Genomic DNA, 16,323 nt, shown 5'->3' with positions numbered 1-16,323 from the left:
GATGCCGGACCGCGGCTCAGGCCCGTCCGGGCCACGGATCAGAGTCGGCCGGCCGTCCCGCCGGGTCCGGACCCTGCTGATGACACTGGGCATTCTGGCCGTGCTTGCCATGGCCTTCGTCATGTTCGCGGGGTTCTGGACCGACTGGCTCTGGTACCGCTCGGTCCACTACTCGTCGGTGTTCACCACCCAGCTGTGGACGAAGATCGGACTGTTCTGCGTCTTCGGACTGCTGATGGCGGTCGCCGTCGGCCTGAACATCTGGCTGGCGCACCGGCTCCGGCCACCGCTCAGCGCGATGTCCCTCGAACAGCAGAGCCTCGACCGCTACCGGATGGGCATCGCGCCGTACAAGAAGTGGATGCTGCTCGGGATCACCGCGCTCATCGGGCTCATCGCCGGCGCCTCCGCCTCCGGTCAGTGGCGCACCTGGCTGATGTGGGTCAACGGGGTGCCGTTCGGCCAGAAGGACCCCCAGTTCAAGCTGGACGTGTCGTTCTACGCCTTCGACCTGCCCTGGTACCGCTTCATGCTCGGCTTCGGCTTCGCCGCCGCCGTCCTGTCGCTCATCGCCGCCGCGCTCACGCACTACCTGTACGGCGGCCTGCGCATCACCAGCCCCGGCGCGCGCGCCACGGGAGCGGCCACCGGCCACCTCTCGGTGCTGCTCGGCGTCTTCGTGATCCTGAAGGCCGTGGCGTACTGGCTGGACCGGTACGGACTCGCGGTCAAGTCCAGTGACTTCAAGGCGACCAACAACTGGACGGGCCTTCGGTACGTCGACGCCAACGCCTACCTCCCGGCGAAGACCATCCTCTTCTGCATCGCGGTCATCTGCGCCGTGCTGTTCTTCGCGACGCTGTGGCGCCGCACCTGGCAGCTGCCCGTCATCGGCTTCGGCCTGATGGTGCTCTCGGCGATCCTGATCGGCGGGCTCTACCCGGCGATCGTGCAGAAGTTCCAGGTCCAGCCCAACGAGCAGGCCAAGGAAGCCCCGTACATCCAGAAGAACATCGATGCCACCCGCAAGGCGTACGGCATCGACAACGCGGACGTGCAGGACTACAAGGGCACCACCGAGGCCAAGGACAACTCGAAGCTGCGCTCGGACGCCGACTCGGCGGCCAGCTACCGGCTGATCGACCCGAACGTCGTCTCGCCCGCGTTCCAGCAGCTCCAGCAGGAGCGCAAGTACTACCAGTTCCCCTCGACCCTGGACGTGGACCGCTACACGGACAAGGACGGCAAGGAGCAGGACACGGTCATCGGTCTGCGCGAGCTCAACCTCAAGGGCATCGACAAGCGCAACTGGATCAACGACCACTTCACCTACACCCACGGCTTCGGCGCGATCGCGGCCAAGGGCACCAGCGTGGACGTCAACGGCGCGCCCGACTTCACCGAGTCCGGGCTGCCCACCAGCGGTCAGCTCGCCTCCGGCTACCAGCAGCGCATCTACTACGGCGAGAAGACCGACCAGTACTCGATCGTCGGCGGGCCCCAGAAGGAGCTCGACTACGAGAGCGAGGGCAAGGGCCAGGTCACCACGAGCTTCGAGGGCAAGGGCGGCGTCAGCCTGTCCAACCCCTTCAACCGGGCCGCCTACGCCGTCACCTTCAACGAGCCGCAGATCCTGTACTCGGGAGCCATCGGCAAGGGCTCGAAGATCCTCTACAACCGCACCCCGAAGGAGCGCGTCGAGGCGGTCGCCCCCTGGCTGACCATCGACGGCGACGCCTACCCGGCGGTCGTCGGCAAGCGCATCCAGTGGGTCGTCGACGCGTACACGACGACGAACGGCTATCCCTACGCCTCGCGCACCACGCTCGGTGAGACCACGACGGACTCGCTGACCGACAACCAGCGGGCGGTGGTCGCCCAGCAGAACCAGGTCAACTACATCCGCAACTCGGTGAAGGCGACCGTCGACGCGTACGACGGCACGGTCACGCTGTACCAGTGGGACGACAAGGACCCGGTCCTCAAGACCTGGATGAAGGCGTTCCCCGGCACGGTGAAGGCCAAGTCCGCCATCCCCGCCGACCTGCTCTCGCACCTGCGCTACCCGCAGGACATGTTCAAGGTCCAGCGCGAGCTGCTGACCCGCTATCACGTCACCAACCCCGCGCAGTTCTACAGCGGCAGTGACGCCTGGCAGGTTCCGGACGACCCGACCAACAAGGACAACAACGCGGTTCCGCCGTACTACCTGTCCATGAAGATGCCGGGTGCCGAGTCCGAGGGGAAGAAGTTCTCGCTGACGACGACGTTCACGCCCAACGGCCGGCCCAACCTGGGCGGGTTCATGGCGATCGACGCCGATGCCGCGAGCAAGGACTACGGCAAGATCAGACTGCTCCGGGTCACCGACAACGTGCAGGGCCCGCAACAGGTGCAGAGCAAGCTGAACGGCCTGCCCGAAGTCGCCGAGTTCGTACGGAACCTGAGAGGCACCGACTCCGAGATCGACTACGGGAACCTGCTGACCGTGCCGCTCGGCGGGGGCTTCCTGTACATCGAGCCGGTGTACGCGCGGGGTGGCAGCGCCAACTACCCGCTCCTGAAGAAGGTCGGCGTCTCCTACGGCGACAAGACCGTCTTCAAGGACAACCTGGCGGACGCGCTGAGCGCGGTCTTCGGCGCCGACGGGGCCACCCCGCCGCCCACGACGACGCCTCCGACCACCACGCCCCCGACCACGCCGCCGACCGGCGACGTCACGGTGGACCAGGCCATCAAGGACGCCCAGAAGGCGTACGACGACGGCCAGAAGGCGCTCGCCAAGGGCGACTGGAAGACCTACGGCGACGCCCAGAAGGCACTCCAGGACGCCCTGCAGCGGGCGGCCGACGCGGAGGCCAAGGCGGCCAAGCCGAAGAGCTGACCGACCTGACCGGGGCCGGCCTCAATCGGCCCTGGTCAGAAGGCCGGCTCCACCGTGGTAGCGTTGGGTTTACCGACGCGGGGTGGAGCAGCTCGGTAGCTCGCTGGGCTCATAACCCAGAGGTCGCAGGTTCAAATCCTGTCCCCGCTACTCACGGACGAGGGCCCGGATCCTTTCAAGGATCCGGGCCCTCGTCGTGTTCGCGCCAAGGCCGCCGAGGCTGTCCGATTACCGGTGGCTGGAACCCTTCCGTGTGAAAACCGGTCTTGACAACGGGAGTTGGGCCCCAGGGGTTTGATGTGTCTCTCTGTGGGCATGTCGACAAAACGCTGAAGTGACCTCACGGGCTGCGGTATACCAGGTGTACGCGGGTTGCGGGTGGTGGGACGATGGTATTTATGGGGGACAGGGCAACTCTGTTGGAGACAGGGCGGTTTGTGCAGACACGCTCCGATGAGGATGCTGACACCGCTGACGCCGAGACCGAGGCGCGGCACCGGCGTGCCGCCGACGGCGGCGACGCCGAGTCGATGAGCGTCCTCGGCTCCCTGCTGCTGCGCCGTGGCGACCTCGACAGCGCCGAGCCCTATCTGCGTGGCGCCACCGCCGAGGGCGACCGGGCCGCCGCCAACAACCTCGGCGTCCTGCTCCACCAGCGCGGCTACACGGACGAGGCGGCCGGCTGGTGGCGCATCGCCGCCGTCGCCGGCTCCGCCGCCGCCGCCCACGCGCTCGGCCGCCACTACCGCGAACGGGGCGACGAGCCCGCGGCCGAGTACTGGCTGCGCCAGTCCGCCGAGCAGGGGCACGCCCTCGGCGCCTACGCGCTCGCCGACCTCCTGGAGCACCGCAGCGACGTCGGCGCCGAGCGCTGGCTGCGCGCCGCCGCCGAGCAGGGCCACCGCGAGGCGGCCTACCGGCTCGCCCGGCTGCTCGACGGGCGAGCCGACGGCGAGGCGTCCGGCGAGGGCCCCGGTGACATCGCTGTCGAACAGGGGCCGGAAGAGGAGGGCGCGTCCGACGAGGCCGAGCCCTGGTACCGGCAGGCCGCCGCCCGTGGCCACCGCAGGGCCGCCCTGCACCTCGGCGCGATCCTGGAGAAGCGCGGCGAGCTGAAGGAAGCGGGCCGCTGGTATCTGACCTCCGCCAAGGACGGCGAGGCCAAGGCCGCCTGTGCGCTCGGCTTCCTGCTGCGCGACGCGGGCGACGAGGAGAGTGCCGCCGTGTGGTGGCTGCGCGCTGCCCAGGACGGCGACGGCAACGCGGCCAACGCACTGGGCGCGCTGCACGCGGCACGCGGTGAGCAGCAGACGGCCGAGCGCTGGTACCGGGCCGCGATGAGCGCCGGGGACGTGAACGGCGCGTACAACCTGGGACTGCTCTGCGCCGCCCAGAACCGCACGGCCCAGGCCGAGCAGTGGTACCGCAGGGCCGCCTACTCCGGGCACCGCGAGGCGGCCAACGCGCTCGCCATCCTGCTGCTCCAGGCCGGCGACCCGACCGGCGCCGAGCCCTGGTTCTCCAAGGCCGCCGAGGCCGGCAGCGTGGACGCCGCCTTCAACCTCGGCATCCTCTTCGCCGGCCGCGACGACGACCGTACGGCCCTGAAGTGGTACGAGCGGGCGGCCGCCGCCGGGCACACCGACGCGGCCCTCCAGGTCGGCATCGCGCTGCTGCGGGACGGCGAGGAGCAGGCCGCCGAGCGCCATCTGCGATGTGCGGCGGGCGGTGGCAGCGCCGAGGCCGCCTTCCGGCTGGCCAGCCTCCTCGACGCCCGCCAGCCCCCGCCGGGGCCGCCGGTGCTCGGCGAGCCGCTGGGCGAGAAGACCGAGTGCGAGGAGTGGTACGAGCGGGCCGCGCAGCAGGGGCACCGCCGGGCTCAGGTACGGGTCGGCATGCTCGCGGCCGCCCGCAACGACCTGGAGGCGGCCGCGCGCTGGTACGGGGAGGCCGCCGAGGCGGGCAGCCGCAACGGCGCCTTCAACCTCGGCCTCCTGCTGGCCCGCGAGGGCCGCGAGCGCGAAGCCGCCCTGTGGTGGACCCGGGCCGCGCACGCCGGGCACGGCCGGGCCGCGCTGCGCCTCGCCCTGCTCGCCGCCCGGCACGGTGAGCTGTCCGAGGGGCAGCGGTGGTGCGCGCGGGCGGTCGAGCTGGGCCCCGCCGAGGTCGCCGAGCGGGCGGCCCGGCTGCGCGAGGCGCTCCACCAGGAGCTCACGGCCTAGTCCTGGCGGGGTTTTTCGTCGGCTGGGGAACAGATTTGCGCTGGTCCATGGCGTCCCGTAAGGTTGTGTTCACCGACGCGGGGTGGAGCAGCTCGGTAGCTCGCTGGGCTCATAACCCAGAGGTCGCAGGTTCAAATCCTGTCCCCGCTACTTGCAGACTGAGGCCCGAATCCTTTGGGGGATTCGGGCCTCAGTCGTCTGCGTACGCCTTCGATGCGAGGCGGCAGAGAAGAAGCCCTCCGGCCACCGGCCGGAGGGCTTCTTCATGTCGTGGGATCGGACCGTCAGGCCGCCGCGCAGTTGGGGCAGGTGCCGCGGTAGGTGACCTCGACGGCCGCGATCGTGAAGCCGAAGCGCTCGGTGTCGGGGAGGTCGGCCAGCGGGTTGCCCTGCGGGTGGACGTCGCGGATCGCGCCGCACTGCGCGCAGACCAGGTGCTGGTGCGGGCGGTGCGCGTTCGGGTCGTAGCGCTTGGCGCGGCGGTCCGTGGAGACCTCCAGGATCTCGCCGAGCGTCACCAGCTCGCCCAGGGTGTTGTACACGGTCGCCCGGGAGATCTCGGGCAGCCGCTCCACGGCTCGGGCATGCACTTCGTCCGCCGTCAGGTGGACGTGGTCCCCGTCGAGGACCTCGGCCACGACGCGGCGCTGTGCGGTCATGCGCCAGCCGCGGCCGCGCAGTCGCTCCAACAGGTCACTCATGGACACCAGCCTAACAGGGGAGAGGGTCCAGTCCCGACCCGGTGTGGGTTTGGACCCTTGCTTGACTTAGACAATGTCCATTGTAGGATCGAACCCGGCTCAGGCCGAGGGACAGGACACGCAGGACATGACGCAGGAGGCGCACGTGACACAGGGACCGCTCACGACGGAGGCCGGCGCGCCGGTAGCCGACAACCAGAACAGCGAGACCGCGGGCGCCGGCGGGCCGGTCCTGATCCAGGACCAGTCGCTTCTGGAGAAGCTCGCCCACTTCAACCGCGAGCGCATCCCGGAGCGCATCGTCCACGCCCGTGGCGCCGGTGCGTACGGCACCTTCACGGTCACCCGCGATGTGTCCCAGTGGACGCGCGCCGCCTTCCTCTCCGAGGTCGGCAAGCAGACCGAGACGTTCCTGCGCTTCTCCACCGTGGCCGGCAACCTCGGCTCGGCCGACGCCGTGCGCGACCCCCGCGGCTTCGCGCTGAAGTTCTACACGGAGGAGGGGAACTACGACCTGGTCGGCAACAACACGCCCGTCTTCTTCATCAAGGACGCCATCAAGTTCCCCGACTTCATCCACACGCAGAAGCGCGACCCGTACACGGGCAGCCAGGAAGCCGACAACGTCTGGGACTTCTGGGGCCTGAGCCCCGAGAGCACCCACCAGGTGACGTGGCTCTTCGGCGACCGCGGCATCCCGGCGACGCTGCGCCACATGAACGGCTACGGCTCGCACACGTTCCAGTGGAACAACGAGGCCGGCGAGGTCTTCTGGGTCAAGTACCACTTCAAGACCGACCAGGGGATCAAGAACCTCACCCAGGACGAGGCCAACAAGCTCGCCGGTGAGGACCCGGACAGCCACCAGCGCGATCTGCGCGAGGCCATCGAGCGCGGTGACTTCCCGTCCTGGACCGTGCAGGTCCAGATCATGCCGGAGGCGGACGCGGCGACGTACCGCTTCAACCCGTTCGACCTCACCAAGGTGTGGCCGCACGAGGACTACCCGCCGATCGAGATCGGCAAGCTGGAGCTCAACCGCAACCCGGAGAACATCTTCGCCGAGGTCGAGCAGTCCGTCTTCAGCCCCGCGCACTTCGTCCCCGGCATCGGTCCCTCGCCGGACAAGATGCTCCAGGGCCGTCTCTTCGCGTACGGCGACGCCCACCGCTACCGCGTCGGCATCAACGCCGACCACCTGCCGGTGAACCGCCCGCACGCCACCGAGGCGCGCACCAACTCCCGTGACGGCCACCTGTACGACGGCCGCCACAAGGGCGCCAAGAACTACGAGCCCAACAGCTTCGGCGGCCCCTTCCAGACCGACCGCCCGCTGTGGCAGGGTGCCCAGGTCACCGGTGTCACGGGCAGCATCGCCGCTCCCGTGCACGCCGAGGACAACGACTTCGTGCAGGCCGGAAACCTCTACCGGCTGTACTCGGAGGACGAGAAGGCCCGGCTGATCGACAACCTGGCCGGCTTCATCGCCAAGGTCTCGCGCGACGACATCGCCGAGCGCGCGATCAACAACTTCCGCCAGGCGGACGGTGACTTCGGCAAGCGGCTCGAAGCCGCGGTCCAGGCCCTCCGCGGCTGATTCGCGGTCGCCTGCCGAAGGTGGACAGAAGGCCGGACTCCCTCGGGGGTCCGGCCTTCTGGCGTGGGCGGTGCCCGGGCTCAGCCGGCCAGCGCGGTCTCGCGGCGGGCCGGGGCCCAGCAGCGGATGATGTCGCGGACCGAGACGACGCCGACCGGACCGTGGTCGTCCAGGACGATCAGGTGCCGGAAGCCGCCGTGGGTCATGGCGTCGGCGGCCTCCACCAGGGTCCAGGAGGGCGCCGCGAAGACGACGTCGGTGGTGGTGTGCTTGCTCGCCGTCTCGTGGTCCGGGTTCTGACCCAGGCCGACGGAGTTGAGGATGTCGCGCTCGGTGAGGATGCCGAGGCCGCTGGTGTCGGGGTCGAGGACGATGGCCGCGCCGACCCGGCGTGCGGACATCAGCCGGGCCGCTTGGCGGAGGGTGTGGGCGGGTCCGATGGTGAGGACCATCGTGCTCATGGCGTCACGGACGAGCATGAATGGAGCCACCTCCTTGGTGGATTCGTCTCCCGGCACGGCGAACCACACCCGCTCCGGAAGGAATTCACAAGTTCACAAGTGGGGGGACTCCTAGAGTCGCATCCGGACCGGCCGTCAACAAGGGGCTGGTAGAGGTCAGTCGAGGGGCGCGTAAAAGTACGACTCACGCCCCTCGTGCGCCTCAGTGATGGGGCCCGCGGGCCTCGATCGTGGCCGGCGCGGTGAGGAACCCCGGCCATGGCGAGTGCCGGCCGTCGGCAGGGCTCAACTCGTCCTCGCCGTCGGCCTTCTGAGCATCCGTCAGGTCTGCGGCGGGGCGTCGCCGAGGTAGCCGAGCAGCTCCTCGTGGAGGAGGCCGTTGGACGCCGCCGCGTTGCCGCTGTGCGGGCCCGTACGGCCGTCGAGGCCGGTGAAGACGCCCCCGGCCTCCTGCACCACGATCACGTTCGCCGCCATGTCCCACATGGACAGCTCCGGCTCCGCGCAGAAGTCCACCGAGCCCTCGGCGACCATCATGTACGGCCAGAAGTCGCCGTACGCCCGGGTCCGCCAGCACTCCCGGGTCAGGTCGAGGAAGTCGTCCAGCTTGCCCCGCTCGTCCCAGCCGCTCAGCGAGGAGTACGCGAACGAGGCGTCGGCCAGCTTCGAGACGCTGGAGACCTTCAGACGGGTCGCCGAGGTCAGGCTGCGGCCGGTGAACGCGCCATGGCCCTTCGCCGCCCACCAGCGGCGGTTCAGGGCGGGGGCCGAGACGACGCCGACCACCGGCTGGAAGCCGTTCTCGCCCGCCTCCATCAGCGAGATCAGCGTCGCCCACACCGGCACGCCCCGGACGTAGTTCTTGGTGCCGTCGATCGGGTCCACCACCCAGCGCCGGGGGCCCGTGCCCTCCAGGCCGTACTCCTCGCCGAGGATCGCGTCGCGTGGCCGCGCGCGCTGGAGATGCCCCCGGATGACCTCCTCGGCCGCCTTGTCGGCCTCGCTCACCGGTGTCATGTCCGGCTTGGTCTCGACCACCAGGTCGAGAGCCTTGAACCGGTCCATGGTGGCCGCGTCGGCGGCGTCCGCGAGGACGTGGGCGAGACGCAGATCATCGTGATAGTCGGGCATGGTCACCACCGTAGCGATCGTCCGCGGCGCGGGCCACGGCGCCCGCACTCCGGAACACCCCCGCGCCCGCCCCCGGCGCCCCTTGACACTCCCTCCGCACGCGTCAACTCTGAACGCGGAGCCGCCCGCAAGGCCTCGGGGGGCCCGGGAGGCGACCATGCCCACAGCGCGGGAATCCTTGCTGGACGCCGCTCTCTCGGCGCTCGCCGGGCTGCCCTGGTCGGGAGTCCGGATGGTGGACGTGGCGTCCGCCGCCGGGGTCTCGCGGCAGACCCTCTACAACGAGTTCGGGAGCAAGGACGGCCTGGCCCGCGCGCTGGTGCGCCGGGAGGCCGATGTTTATCTGCGGGGCGTCGACAGAGCGCTCGCCGAGCACACCGGCCCCGTCGACCGCATGATCCAGGTGGCGGAGTGGACGCTCGGCTCGGCCGGCTCCAGCGCGCTCGTCCGGGCCCTGCTCACCGGCTGCTGGAGCGAGCGCCTCCCGGCGCCGTCCACCCGCGCCGTCGTCGCCGTCTCCCCGGTGCCCGCCCAGCGCCGCGCCGACGCCGGGGTGCCGGGTCCCGCCGAACTCGTGGCGGCGGTGCGGGACCGGGCGTTCGCCGCCCTGGAGAAGGAGGTGCCGGGCGCCGACCCGGTGGAGCTCGGGCGGTACTGCGAGACGGCGGTGCGGCTGGGCCTGTCCTGCGTCGTGGCCCCGCCCGGGCGGGGTGAGGGGCACGCCGGATACATCCGCGCGGTGCTGGCCCGGCTCCCGGTGCGCGCGGCGGGGTAGTCGCGTACGAAAGGTGACGGGCCGTCAACTCCCGTCCGGGCGTGGGTCAGTGGGCCGAGCCGGAGATCTGGAGGCCGATCACGCCGATGATGACCAGGGAGATCGACACCAGCTTGAGGGTGGAGACCACGTCGCCGAGGAAGACCATGCCGTAGATCGCGGTACCGGCGGCGCCGATGCCCGTCCACACCGCGTAGGCGGGGCCCACGTCCAGCTTCCGCAGCGACAGCGTGAGCAGGCCGAACGAGCCGAGCGCGAACGCGGCGAAGGCGATCGTCGGCCACAGCCGGGTGAAACCGTGCGACAGCTTGAGGCAGACGGCGAAGCCCGTTTCCAGGATTCCCGCCACCACGACCAGCAGCCACGCCATGTCCAGGGCCTCCCACAACGCATCGTCGTCGCTGACTGCATGGTCAACACTTGGTGCGATTATGCAACGGAGGCCCTGCCCACGCCCCTGGAAACAGGTCAGTCGCCCTCGCGTCGCTCCCTCGTGGCGAGCAGTCGGCGCAACGAGTACAGCCGGGCCGGATCGGCGTGGCCGTCCGCCACCCACTGGTCGAGCGCGCACTCCGCCTCGTCGTGGCTGCACGCGCGCGGACAGTTCTCGGTGCCGGGTACGAGGTCGGGGAAGGCCAGGATCACCCGGGACGGGTCGACGTGGTGCAGCCCGAAGGACCGTACGCCCGGGGTGTCGACGACCCAGCCGCCGTCCGCGCTGTCCAGCGGCAGCGCGAGCGCGGAGGTGGTGGTGTGCCGGCCGCGCCCGGTGACCGCGTTGACATGGCCGGTGATGCGCCGCTGCGCCTCCGGGACCAGCGCGTTGACCAGGGTCGTCTTGCCGACGCCGGAGTGGCCCACGAACGCGGTGACCTTGCCGTGCAGTTGCTCGCGCACCCGGTCCGCCGCGTCGCCCTCGTACAGCTCCTCGCGCGAGGTGACCACGTACGGGACGCCCAACGCGCCGTACATCTCCAGGAGTTCGTCGGCCGGGGCCAGGTCCGACTTGGTCAGGACCAGCAGCGGTGTGAGACCGCCGTCGTACGCGGCCACCAGACAGCGGTCGATGAGGCGGGGGCGCGGCTCGGGGTCGGCGAGCGCGGTGACGATGGCGAGCTGGTCGGCGTTGGCGACCACCACGCGCTCGTACGGGTCGTCGTCGTCGGCGGTGCGCCGCAGGACCGAGGTGCGCTTGCCGATCCGCACGATCCGCGCGAGCGTGTCCTTCTTGCCGGACAGGTCGCCCACGATGTCGACCCGGTCGCCCACCACCGCCGCCTTGCGGCCCAGCTCGCGGGCCTTCATGGCGTGGACCGTGCGGTCCCCGACCAGACAGGTGAGGCGGCCCCGGTCGACCGTGAGGACCATGCCCTCGGCCGCGTCCTCGTGCTTGGGGCGGATGCTGGTGCGGGGGCGGTTGCCCTTGGGGTTGGGGCGGACGCGGATGTCGTCCTCGTCGGGGTTCTTGCCGTAGCGGCGCATGATCTTAAGTCCCGCTCAGCTTCCGGACCCCGCCAGCATGGAACTCCACATGTCGGGGAAGTCGGGCAGCGTCTTGGCGGTCGTCGCCACGTTCTCGATCTGCACGCCCGCGACGGCGAGGCCGATGATCGCGCCTGCGGTGGCCATGCGGTGGTCGTCGTAGGTGTGGAAGACGCCGCCGTGCAGCGGGCGCGGCCGGATGTGCAGACCGTCCTCGGTCTCGGTCACATCGCCGCCGAGCTCGTTGATCTCCTTGGTGAGCGCGGCCAGGCGGTCCGTCTCGTGCAGCCGCAGGTGGGCCACGCCGCGCAGCGTGGAGGGGGAGTCCGCGAGCGCCGCGACGGCCGCGATGCCGGGGGTCAGTTCGCCGACCTCGCCGAGGTCCACGTCGATGCCGTGAATGCGGCCGGAACCGTTGAACACCAGCCCGCGGTCGGTCAGTTGGCAGGTGCCGCCCATCTCCGTGAAGATCTGGCGCAGCTGGTCGCCGGGCTGGGTGGTGCGGGCCGGCCAGTCGGGGATGACGACCGTACCGCCGGTGACGAGGGCCGCGGCCAGGAACGGCTGTGCGTTGGACAGGTCGGGCTCGACGGTCAGGTCGCGGCCGAGCAGCGCCGAGTGCGAGACCCGCCACACGTTCGGTTCGCCGCCCGTCTCGGGCTCGTCGACCTGGGCGCCCACACAGCGCAGCATGTCGACCGTCATCCGGATGTGCGGCATGGAGGGCAGCGTCGCGCCCACGTGCCGGACCTCGACGCCCTGGTTGAAGCGGGGCGCCGAGAGCAGCAGGGCCGAGACGAACTGGGAGCTTGAGGAGGCGTCGATCTCCACCCGGCCGCCTTCGAGGGCGCCCGCGCCGTGCACGGTCATCGGGAGCGCGCCGCGGTTGTCGTCGTCGATGCGGGCGCCGAGCGCGCGCAGGCCGTTGATGACACCGCCGAGCGGGCGCTCGTAGGAGCGCGGGTCGCCGTCGAAGCGGACCGGGCCGTCGGCGAGGGTCGCGACCGGGGGCAGGAAGCGCATGACCGTACCGGCGTTGCCGACGTCGACCGTGGCCGGGCCGTGCAGGCCGGCCGGGATCACGCGCCAGGCCTCGCCCGAGCCGTCCGGGCCCACGCCCTCCTCGATGCCGACGCCCAGGGTGCGCAGCGCCTCCGCCATCAGAAGGGTGTCGCGCGAGCGCAGGGGGCGGCGCAGCCAGCCGGGCTCGGCGGCAAGCGCGGCCAGGACGAGCCCGCGGTTGGTGACCGATTTCGATCCGGGCACGGTGACCGTCGCGTCGACGGTTCCGCTCGCGAGGGGGGCGGGCCAGAGGGCGGGGTGCACGGGCGTTTCGGTCATGGGCCTCACTTTAGTGGGGCCGCCGACTAGAGGCCGAGCAGCCAGCGGCCGCCGCCGATCAGCGAGCACACGGAAACGGCGTGGAAGAGGAAGAGCCAGAGCGCCGGTGGTACGTGGGTGAGCCGGGCGAGCTGGTCGGCGTCCGAGTCCCCGTCGTTGTACTGGCGGCGCTTGCGCTGGAGCTCGAACGCCGGGCGCACCCCGCCGAACAGCAGGAACCACACGGCCGTGTAAGCGAACGCCGACTGGACGTCCGGTCCGGTCAGCCAGGAGACGAGCAGGAACGCGGCACCGGTGAGGACCACGGTCAGGACGCCGTACGCGTTGCGGATCATCACCAGCATGGCCAGCAGCAGGGCGGTGGCCAGCCACAGGAAGAGCGTGACGTGGTGGGCGGCGAGCAGCCAGGCGCCGCCGAGGCCGAGCAGCGGGGGAGCGGTGTACCCGGCGGCGGCCGTGAGGATCATGCCGAGGCCGTGCGGCTTGCCCCGGCTCACCGTCAGGCCGCTGGTGTCGGAGTGCAGCCGGATGCCGTCGAGTCGGCGCCCGGTGACCAGCGCCACCAGGCCGTGGCCGCCCTCATGGGCGATGGTGACGGCGTTCCGGGACAGGCGCCACAGGCCGTGCGGGACGACGAAGACGAGCGCGGCCACACCGGTCGCGATCACCAGCCACTGGGCCGGCGCGCTCTGGGTGCCGAAGAGCTGGAAGTCTTGCAGGGCGGACATTTCTGGGACGGCTCCTCATGGGGTACGGGCGCCGTGGCAGTCTGGCACCGGGCACTGCGCTGGCGTGTGGCGAGTAGGACGAACGGTGCGGGCCCCGGGGTTCCCGCCGCCGGCCCTCGGTCCCGGTCTGCCACCCTGGGATGTGTCCGGGCCGGCCCAGCGGCGCGGGCGGGCGACACGGCCGCACGGGGTGCGGCCCGGAGGGGAGACCTCAGATGTGCGGCAGGTATGCGGCGAGCCGAAGTCCCGAGGATCTCGCGGGGATCTTCGAGATAGAGATGGGGGTCCCCCCTGGTCGAACGGAGTCGAGCCCTTGGGGGAGGGATCCGGCCGAGACGCTGGAGCCCGACTTCAACGTGGCTCCGACCAAAGAGGTCTACGTCGTCCTGGAGCGCCCCCTCAAAGACGCCGAGTCCCCCCGTCCGGTTCGCCAGCTGCGCAAGCTGAAGTGGGGACTCGTTCCCTCGTGGGCGAAATCGCCCGAGGGCGCTGCCCGGATGATCAACGCGCGGGCCGAGACCGTCCACGAGAAGCCCTCCTTCAAGAAGGCCTTCTCCTCCCGGCGCTGCATCATTCCGGCGGACGGCTACTACGAATGGGTCACCGGCACCGGGGAGCGCGAGCTCGAGGTCGAGGGGAAGAGGAAGCGGCCCCGCAAGCAGCCGTACTTCGTGACCCCGGCTGACGGCTCGGTCTTCGCGATGGCCGGTCTGTACGAGTTCTGGCGCGACCGCACCCTGCCCGACGACCACCCCTCGGCCTGGTGGGTGACCTGCTCGGTGGTCACCACCGAGGCCGAGACGGGACCGCTGGCCGTGGCCCCCGCCGAGGGCCCGGGCTCCCTGGCCGAGATCCACCCCCGGATGCCGCTGATGCTCACCCCGGACCGCTGGTCGTCCTGGCTCGACCCGGCCCGCACCGACCCCGAGGAGCTGCGCGGTCTGCTGGCGCCGCCGCCCGAAGGCCTCATGCGGGCCTATCCCGTCTCGACGGCGGTCAGCAACGTCCGCAACAACGGGCCGGAGCTCCTGACCGAGCTGGAGGGCCCGGAGGAGGGCACGCTGTTCTGACCGCCCTGCCCGGCCCCGGGCGGGCGGCGGGGCAGGATGGCCCGGTGACCGACAGCGAGATCATCGAGACCGGCGCGGGGGACGCGCGCATCACCTGGCACCACGCCCGGAAGGCCCGCCTCGTGCTGGCCGTCAGCCATGGGGCGGGCGGCGGCATCGAGGCCCGCGACCTCCAGGCGCTGGCCGGCGCGCTGCCGCCGCTCGGGGTCAGCGTGGCCCTGGTGGAGCAGCCCTGGCGGGTGGCCGGCAAGAAACTGGCCCCCGCGCCGAAGACGCTGGACACCGGATGGCGCGGCCTCTGGCCGGCCGTGGTGGGGCGGGGACTGCCCGTGGTCGCGGGCGGCCGCAGCGCCGGGGCGCGGGTCGCCTGCCGCACGGCGGCGGAGCTGGGTGCGGCCGGAGTCCTCGCCCTGAGCTTCCCGCTGCACCCCCCGGGCAAGCCGGAGAAGTCCCGGGCGCCGGAGCTGCTGGGCGCGGGCGCGCCCACCCTCGTGGTGCAGGGCGGCAACGACCCCTTCGGGAAGCCCGCCGAATTCCCCGAAGGGGCGTACGAGCTCGTGGAAGTGCCGTTCGCCGACCACGGGTTCGCCGTGCCCAAGCGCGCCTCCCTCACCCAGGACGAGGCGCTGGACGTGATCACCTCGGCGGTGGGCGGATGGCTCGGCTCGCTCTCCCTCTGACTCCCCGTCGGCCCCGGGAATGCGCGGTGCGGGGCCGCTGTTATGGCCGACGTAAGGGATACGCAGACCAGCTGTGGAGAGGGAGTCCGTCGCATGGGTTCGACCATCTGCCCGAGCCGCAAGGCCGCCTCTGACCTGGAGTGGACGGTGCTTTCCGCGGCCAGGACCGCTCCTGTTCGAGCGGCGGGCGGAGCGGATCGTCGTCTATCCTCCGATTCGAGTGGGTCCGCATTCGGACCCGTCACTGCGTTCGAGGAGGTGGGTCCGGTCACAGGGACCGACGACGGCCACGTGGAAGAGACCACCGCCGAGCGCAACGCGCGCTTCGAGCGGGACGCGCTCGGCTACCTCGACCAGATGTACTCCGCGGCCCTGCGCATGACGCGCAACCCGGCCGACGCGGAGGACCTGGTCCAGGAGACGTACGCCAAGGCGTACGGGTCCTTCCACCAGTTCCGCGAGGGCACCAACCTGAAGGCTTGGCTCTACCGGATTCTCACCAACACGTTCATCAACTCCTACCGGAAGAAGCAGCGCGAGCCCCAGCGCAGCGCCGCCGAGGAGATCGAGGACTGGCAGCTCGCACGCGCCGAGTCGCACATGTCCACAGGTCTGCGCTCCGCCGAGTCGCAGGCACTCGACCACCTGCCCGACTCGGACGTGAAGGCGGCCCTCCAGGCCATTCCGGAAGAGTTCCGCATCGCCGTGTATCTCGCGGACGTAGAGGGCTTTGCGTACAAGGAGATCGCGGACATCATGGGTACACCCATCGGTACGGTGATGTCCCGGCTGCACCGGGGCCGCCGCCAGCTGCGCGGAATGCTCGAGGACTACGCCCGTGACCGCGGGCTCGTCCCGGCCGGCGCCGGTGAGTCGGACGAAGCGAAAGGCTCGGGCTCATGAGCTGCGGAGAGCCGCACGAGACGGACTGCTCTGAGGTCCTGGACCATCTCTACGAGTTCCTCGACCACGAGATGCCCCCCACGGACTGCGACAAGTTCGAGGTGCACTTCGAGGAGTGCTCGCCGTGCCTGGAGAAGTACGGCCTTGAGCAGGCCGTGAAGAAGCTGGTGAAGCGCTGCTGCGGCTCGGACGACGTGCCGAGCGACCTGCGGTCCAAGGTGATGGGCCGGATCGACCTGATCCGCTCCGGCCAGGCCGTGCCCGAGCAGGACGTCGTCACCGGAGAGGTGCCGACGCTGCGCCCCGAGTGACCCCGGCCGTCCGCCGCTGTGACGCGGACGATCAAGG

Annotated in this window: 15 protein-coding genes and 2 tRNA genes; 10 read left to right on the top strand and 7 right to left on the bottom strand. The window is 70.8% G+C overall.

Features of this window, described 5'->3' with window-relative positions:
- Window position 1: 1 nt before the first annotated feature.
- The 4 genes from ACFYZA_RS29435 (at window position 2) to ACFYZA_RS29420 (ending at window position 5,256) form a co-directional block, all read left to right on the top strand.
- Entirely contained in the window at window positions 2–2,884 is a 2,883-nt protein-coding gene (locus ACFYZA_RS29435; protein ID WP_388493790.1) for a UPF0182 family protein, read from the top strand.
- A gap of 76 nt (window positions 2,885–2,960) precedes the next feature.
- Window positions 2,961–3,034, top strand: a tRNA-Met gene (locus tag ACFYZA_RS29430).
- A gap of 239 nt (window positions 3,035–3,273) precedes the next feature.
- Entirely contained in the window at window positions 3,274–5,106 is a 1,833-nt protein-coding gene (locus ACFYZA_RS29425; RefSeq protein ID WP_388493638.1) for a sel1 repeat family protein, read from the top strand.
- 76 nt (window positions 5,107–5,182) lie between these two features.
- Window positions 5,183–5,256, top strand: a tRNA-Met gene (locus ACFYZA_RS29420).
- A gap of 134 nt (window positions 5,257–5,390) precedes the next feature.
- Here ACFYZA_RS29420 and ACFYZA_RS29415 read toward each other — a convergent pair.
- The gene (locus tag ACFYZA_RS29415) at window positions 5,391–5,807 is read right to left on the bottom strand and encodes a Fur family transcriptional regulator (protein ID WP_053729883.1); all 417 of its coding nucleotides are present in this window, start codon (window positions 5,805–5,807) and stop codon (window positions 5,391–5,393) included.
- Between the two features lie 127 nt (window positions 5,808–5,934).
- Between ACFYZA_RS29415 and ACFYZA_RS29410 the strand changes: the two genes are divergently transcribed.
- Window positions 5,935–7,404 carry a catalase gene (locus ACFYZA_RS29410; protein ID WP_388493787.1) on the top strand — a complete coding sequence of 490 codons (1,470 nt, stop codon included), beginning with the start codon at window positions 5,935–5,937 and terminating at the stop codon, window positions 7,402–7,404.
- A gap of 80 nt (window positions 7,405–7,484) precedes the next feature.
- On the opposite strand, the gene ACFYZA_RS29405 is transcribed toward ACFYZA_RS29410, so the two are convergent.
- Together ACFYZA_RS29405 and hisN are read right to left on the bottom strand one after the other, a co-directional pair.
- Window positions 7,485–7,883 (bottom strand): cyclic nucleotide-binding/CBS domain-containing protein, encoded by a 399-nt coding sequence (locus tag ACFYZA_RS29405; RefSeq protein WP_382598661.1) that lies wholly within the window; start codon window positions 7,881–7,883, stop codon window positions 7,485–7,487.
- A gap of 303 nt (window positions 7,884–8,186) precedes the next feature.
- Window positions 8,187–8,996 (bottom strand): histidinol-phosphatase, encoded by an 810-nt coding sequence (hisN, locus tag ACFYZA_RS29400; protein ID WP_388493635.1) that lies wholly within the window; start codon window positions 8,994–8,996, stop codon window positions 8,187–8,189.
- 157 nt (window positions 8,997–9,153) lie between these two features.
- Here hisN and ACFYZA_RS29395 point away from each other — a divergent pair, with 157 nt between their 5' ends.
- Complete coding sequence (locus ACFYZA_RS29395) at window positions 9,154–9,771, top strand: TetR/AcrR family transcriptional regulator (protein ID WP_388493633.1); 618 nt, start codon at window positions 9,154–9,156, stop codon at window positions 9,769–9,771.
- A 46-nt stretch (window positions 9,772–9,817) separates the two neighbouring features.
- Here the strand turns inward: ACFYZA_RS29395 and ACFYZA_RS29390 are convergent, their stop codons facing one another.
- The 4 genes from ACFYZA_RS29390 to ACFYZA_RS29375 form a co-directional block, all read right to left on the bottom strand.
- Window positions 9,818–10,141: a multidrug efflux SMR transporter gene (locus ACFYZA_RS29390; RefSeq protein ID WP_100575099.1), complete on the bottom strand. Its 324-nt coding sequence runs from the start codon at window positions 10,139–10,141 to the stop codon at window positions 9,818–9,820.
- 98 nt (window positions 10,142–10,239) lie between these two features.
- Window positions 10,240–11,253 carry a ribosome small subunit-dependent GTPase A gene (rsgA, locus tag ACFYZA_RS29385; protein WP_382598667.1) on the bottom strand — a complete coding sequence of 338 codons (1,014 nt, stop codon included), beginning with the start codon at window positions 11,251–11,253 and terminating at the stop codon, window positions 10,240–10,242.
- 15 nt (window positions 11,254–11,268) lie between these two features.
- Window positions 11,269–12,594, bottom strand: coding sequence for a 3-phosphoshikimate 1-carboxyvinyltransferase (aroA, locus tag ACFYZA_RS29380; RefSeq protein WP_382598668.1), 1,326 nt, complete (start codon window positions 12,592–12,594; stop codon window positions 11,269–11,271).
- 26 nt (window positions 12,595–12,620) lie between these two features.
- Window positions 12,621–13,322 carry a M50 family metallopeptidase gene (locus tag ACFYZA_RS29375; protein WP_382598670.1) on the bottom strand — a complete coding sequence of 234 codons (702 nt, stop codon included), beginning with the start codon at window positions 13,320–13,322 and terminating at the stop codon, window positions 12,621–12,623.
- Between the two features lie 215 nt (window positions 13,323–13,537).
- Here ACFYZA_RS29375 and ACFYZA_RS29370 point away from each other — a divergent pair, with 215 nt between their 5' ends.
- The 4 genes from ACFYZA_RS29370 (at window position 13,538) to rsrA (ending at window position 16,286) form a co-directional block, all read left to right on the top strand.
- Window positions 13,538–14,392 carry an SOS response-associated peptidase gene (locus ACFYZA_RS29370; protein ID WP_388493629.1) on the top strand — a complete coding sequence of 285 codons (855 nt, stop codon included), beginning with the start codon at window positions 13,538–13,540 and terminating at the stop codon, window positions 14,390–14,392.
- Between the two features lie 44 nt (window positions 14,393–14,436).
- Window positions 14,437–15,072 (top strand): alpha/beta family hydrolase, encoded by a 636-nt coding sequence (locus ACFYZA_RS29365; protein WP_388493626.1) that lies wholly within the window; start codon window positions 14,437–14,439, stop codon window positions 15,070–15,072.
- Between the two features lie 258 nt (window positions 15,073–15,330).
- Window positions 15,331–15,975, top strand: a complete 645-nt coding sequence (locus ACFYZA_RS29360) for a sigma-70 family RNA polymerase sigma factor (RefSeq protein WP_167157084.1) — start codon at window positions 15,331–15,333, stop codon at window positions 15,973–15,975.
- Window positions 15,972–16,286, top strand: coding sequence for a mycothiol system anti-sigma-R factor (rsrA, locus tag ACFYZA_RS29355; protein ID WP_100575009.1), 315 nt, complete (start codon window positions 15,972–15,974; stop codon window positions 16,284–16,286). Before ACFYZA_RS29360 ends, rsrA begins: the two co-directional genes overlap by 4 nt.
- Window positions 16,287–16,323: the final 37 nt, after the last annotated feature.

The sequence above is a fragment of the Streptomyces sp. NPDC001828 genome (assembly GCF_042892175.1).
Classification (GTDB): domain Bacteria; phylum Actinomycetota; class Actinomycetes; order Streptomycetales; family Streptomycetaceae; genus Streptomyces.
Note: the sequence above shows the minus strand (reverse complement) of the source record. Positions and strands in the feature narration are given on the sequence as shown.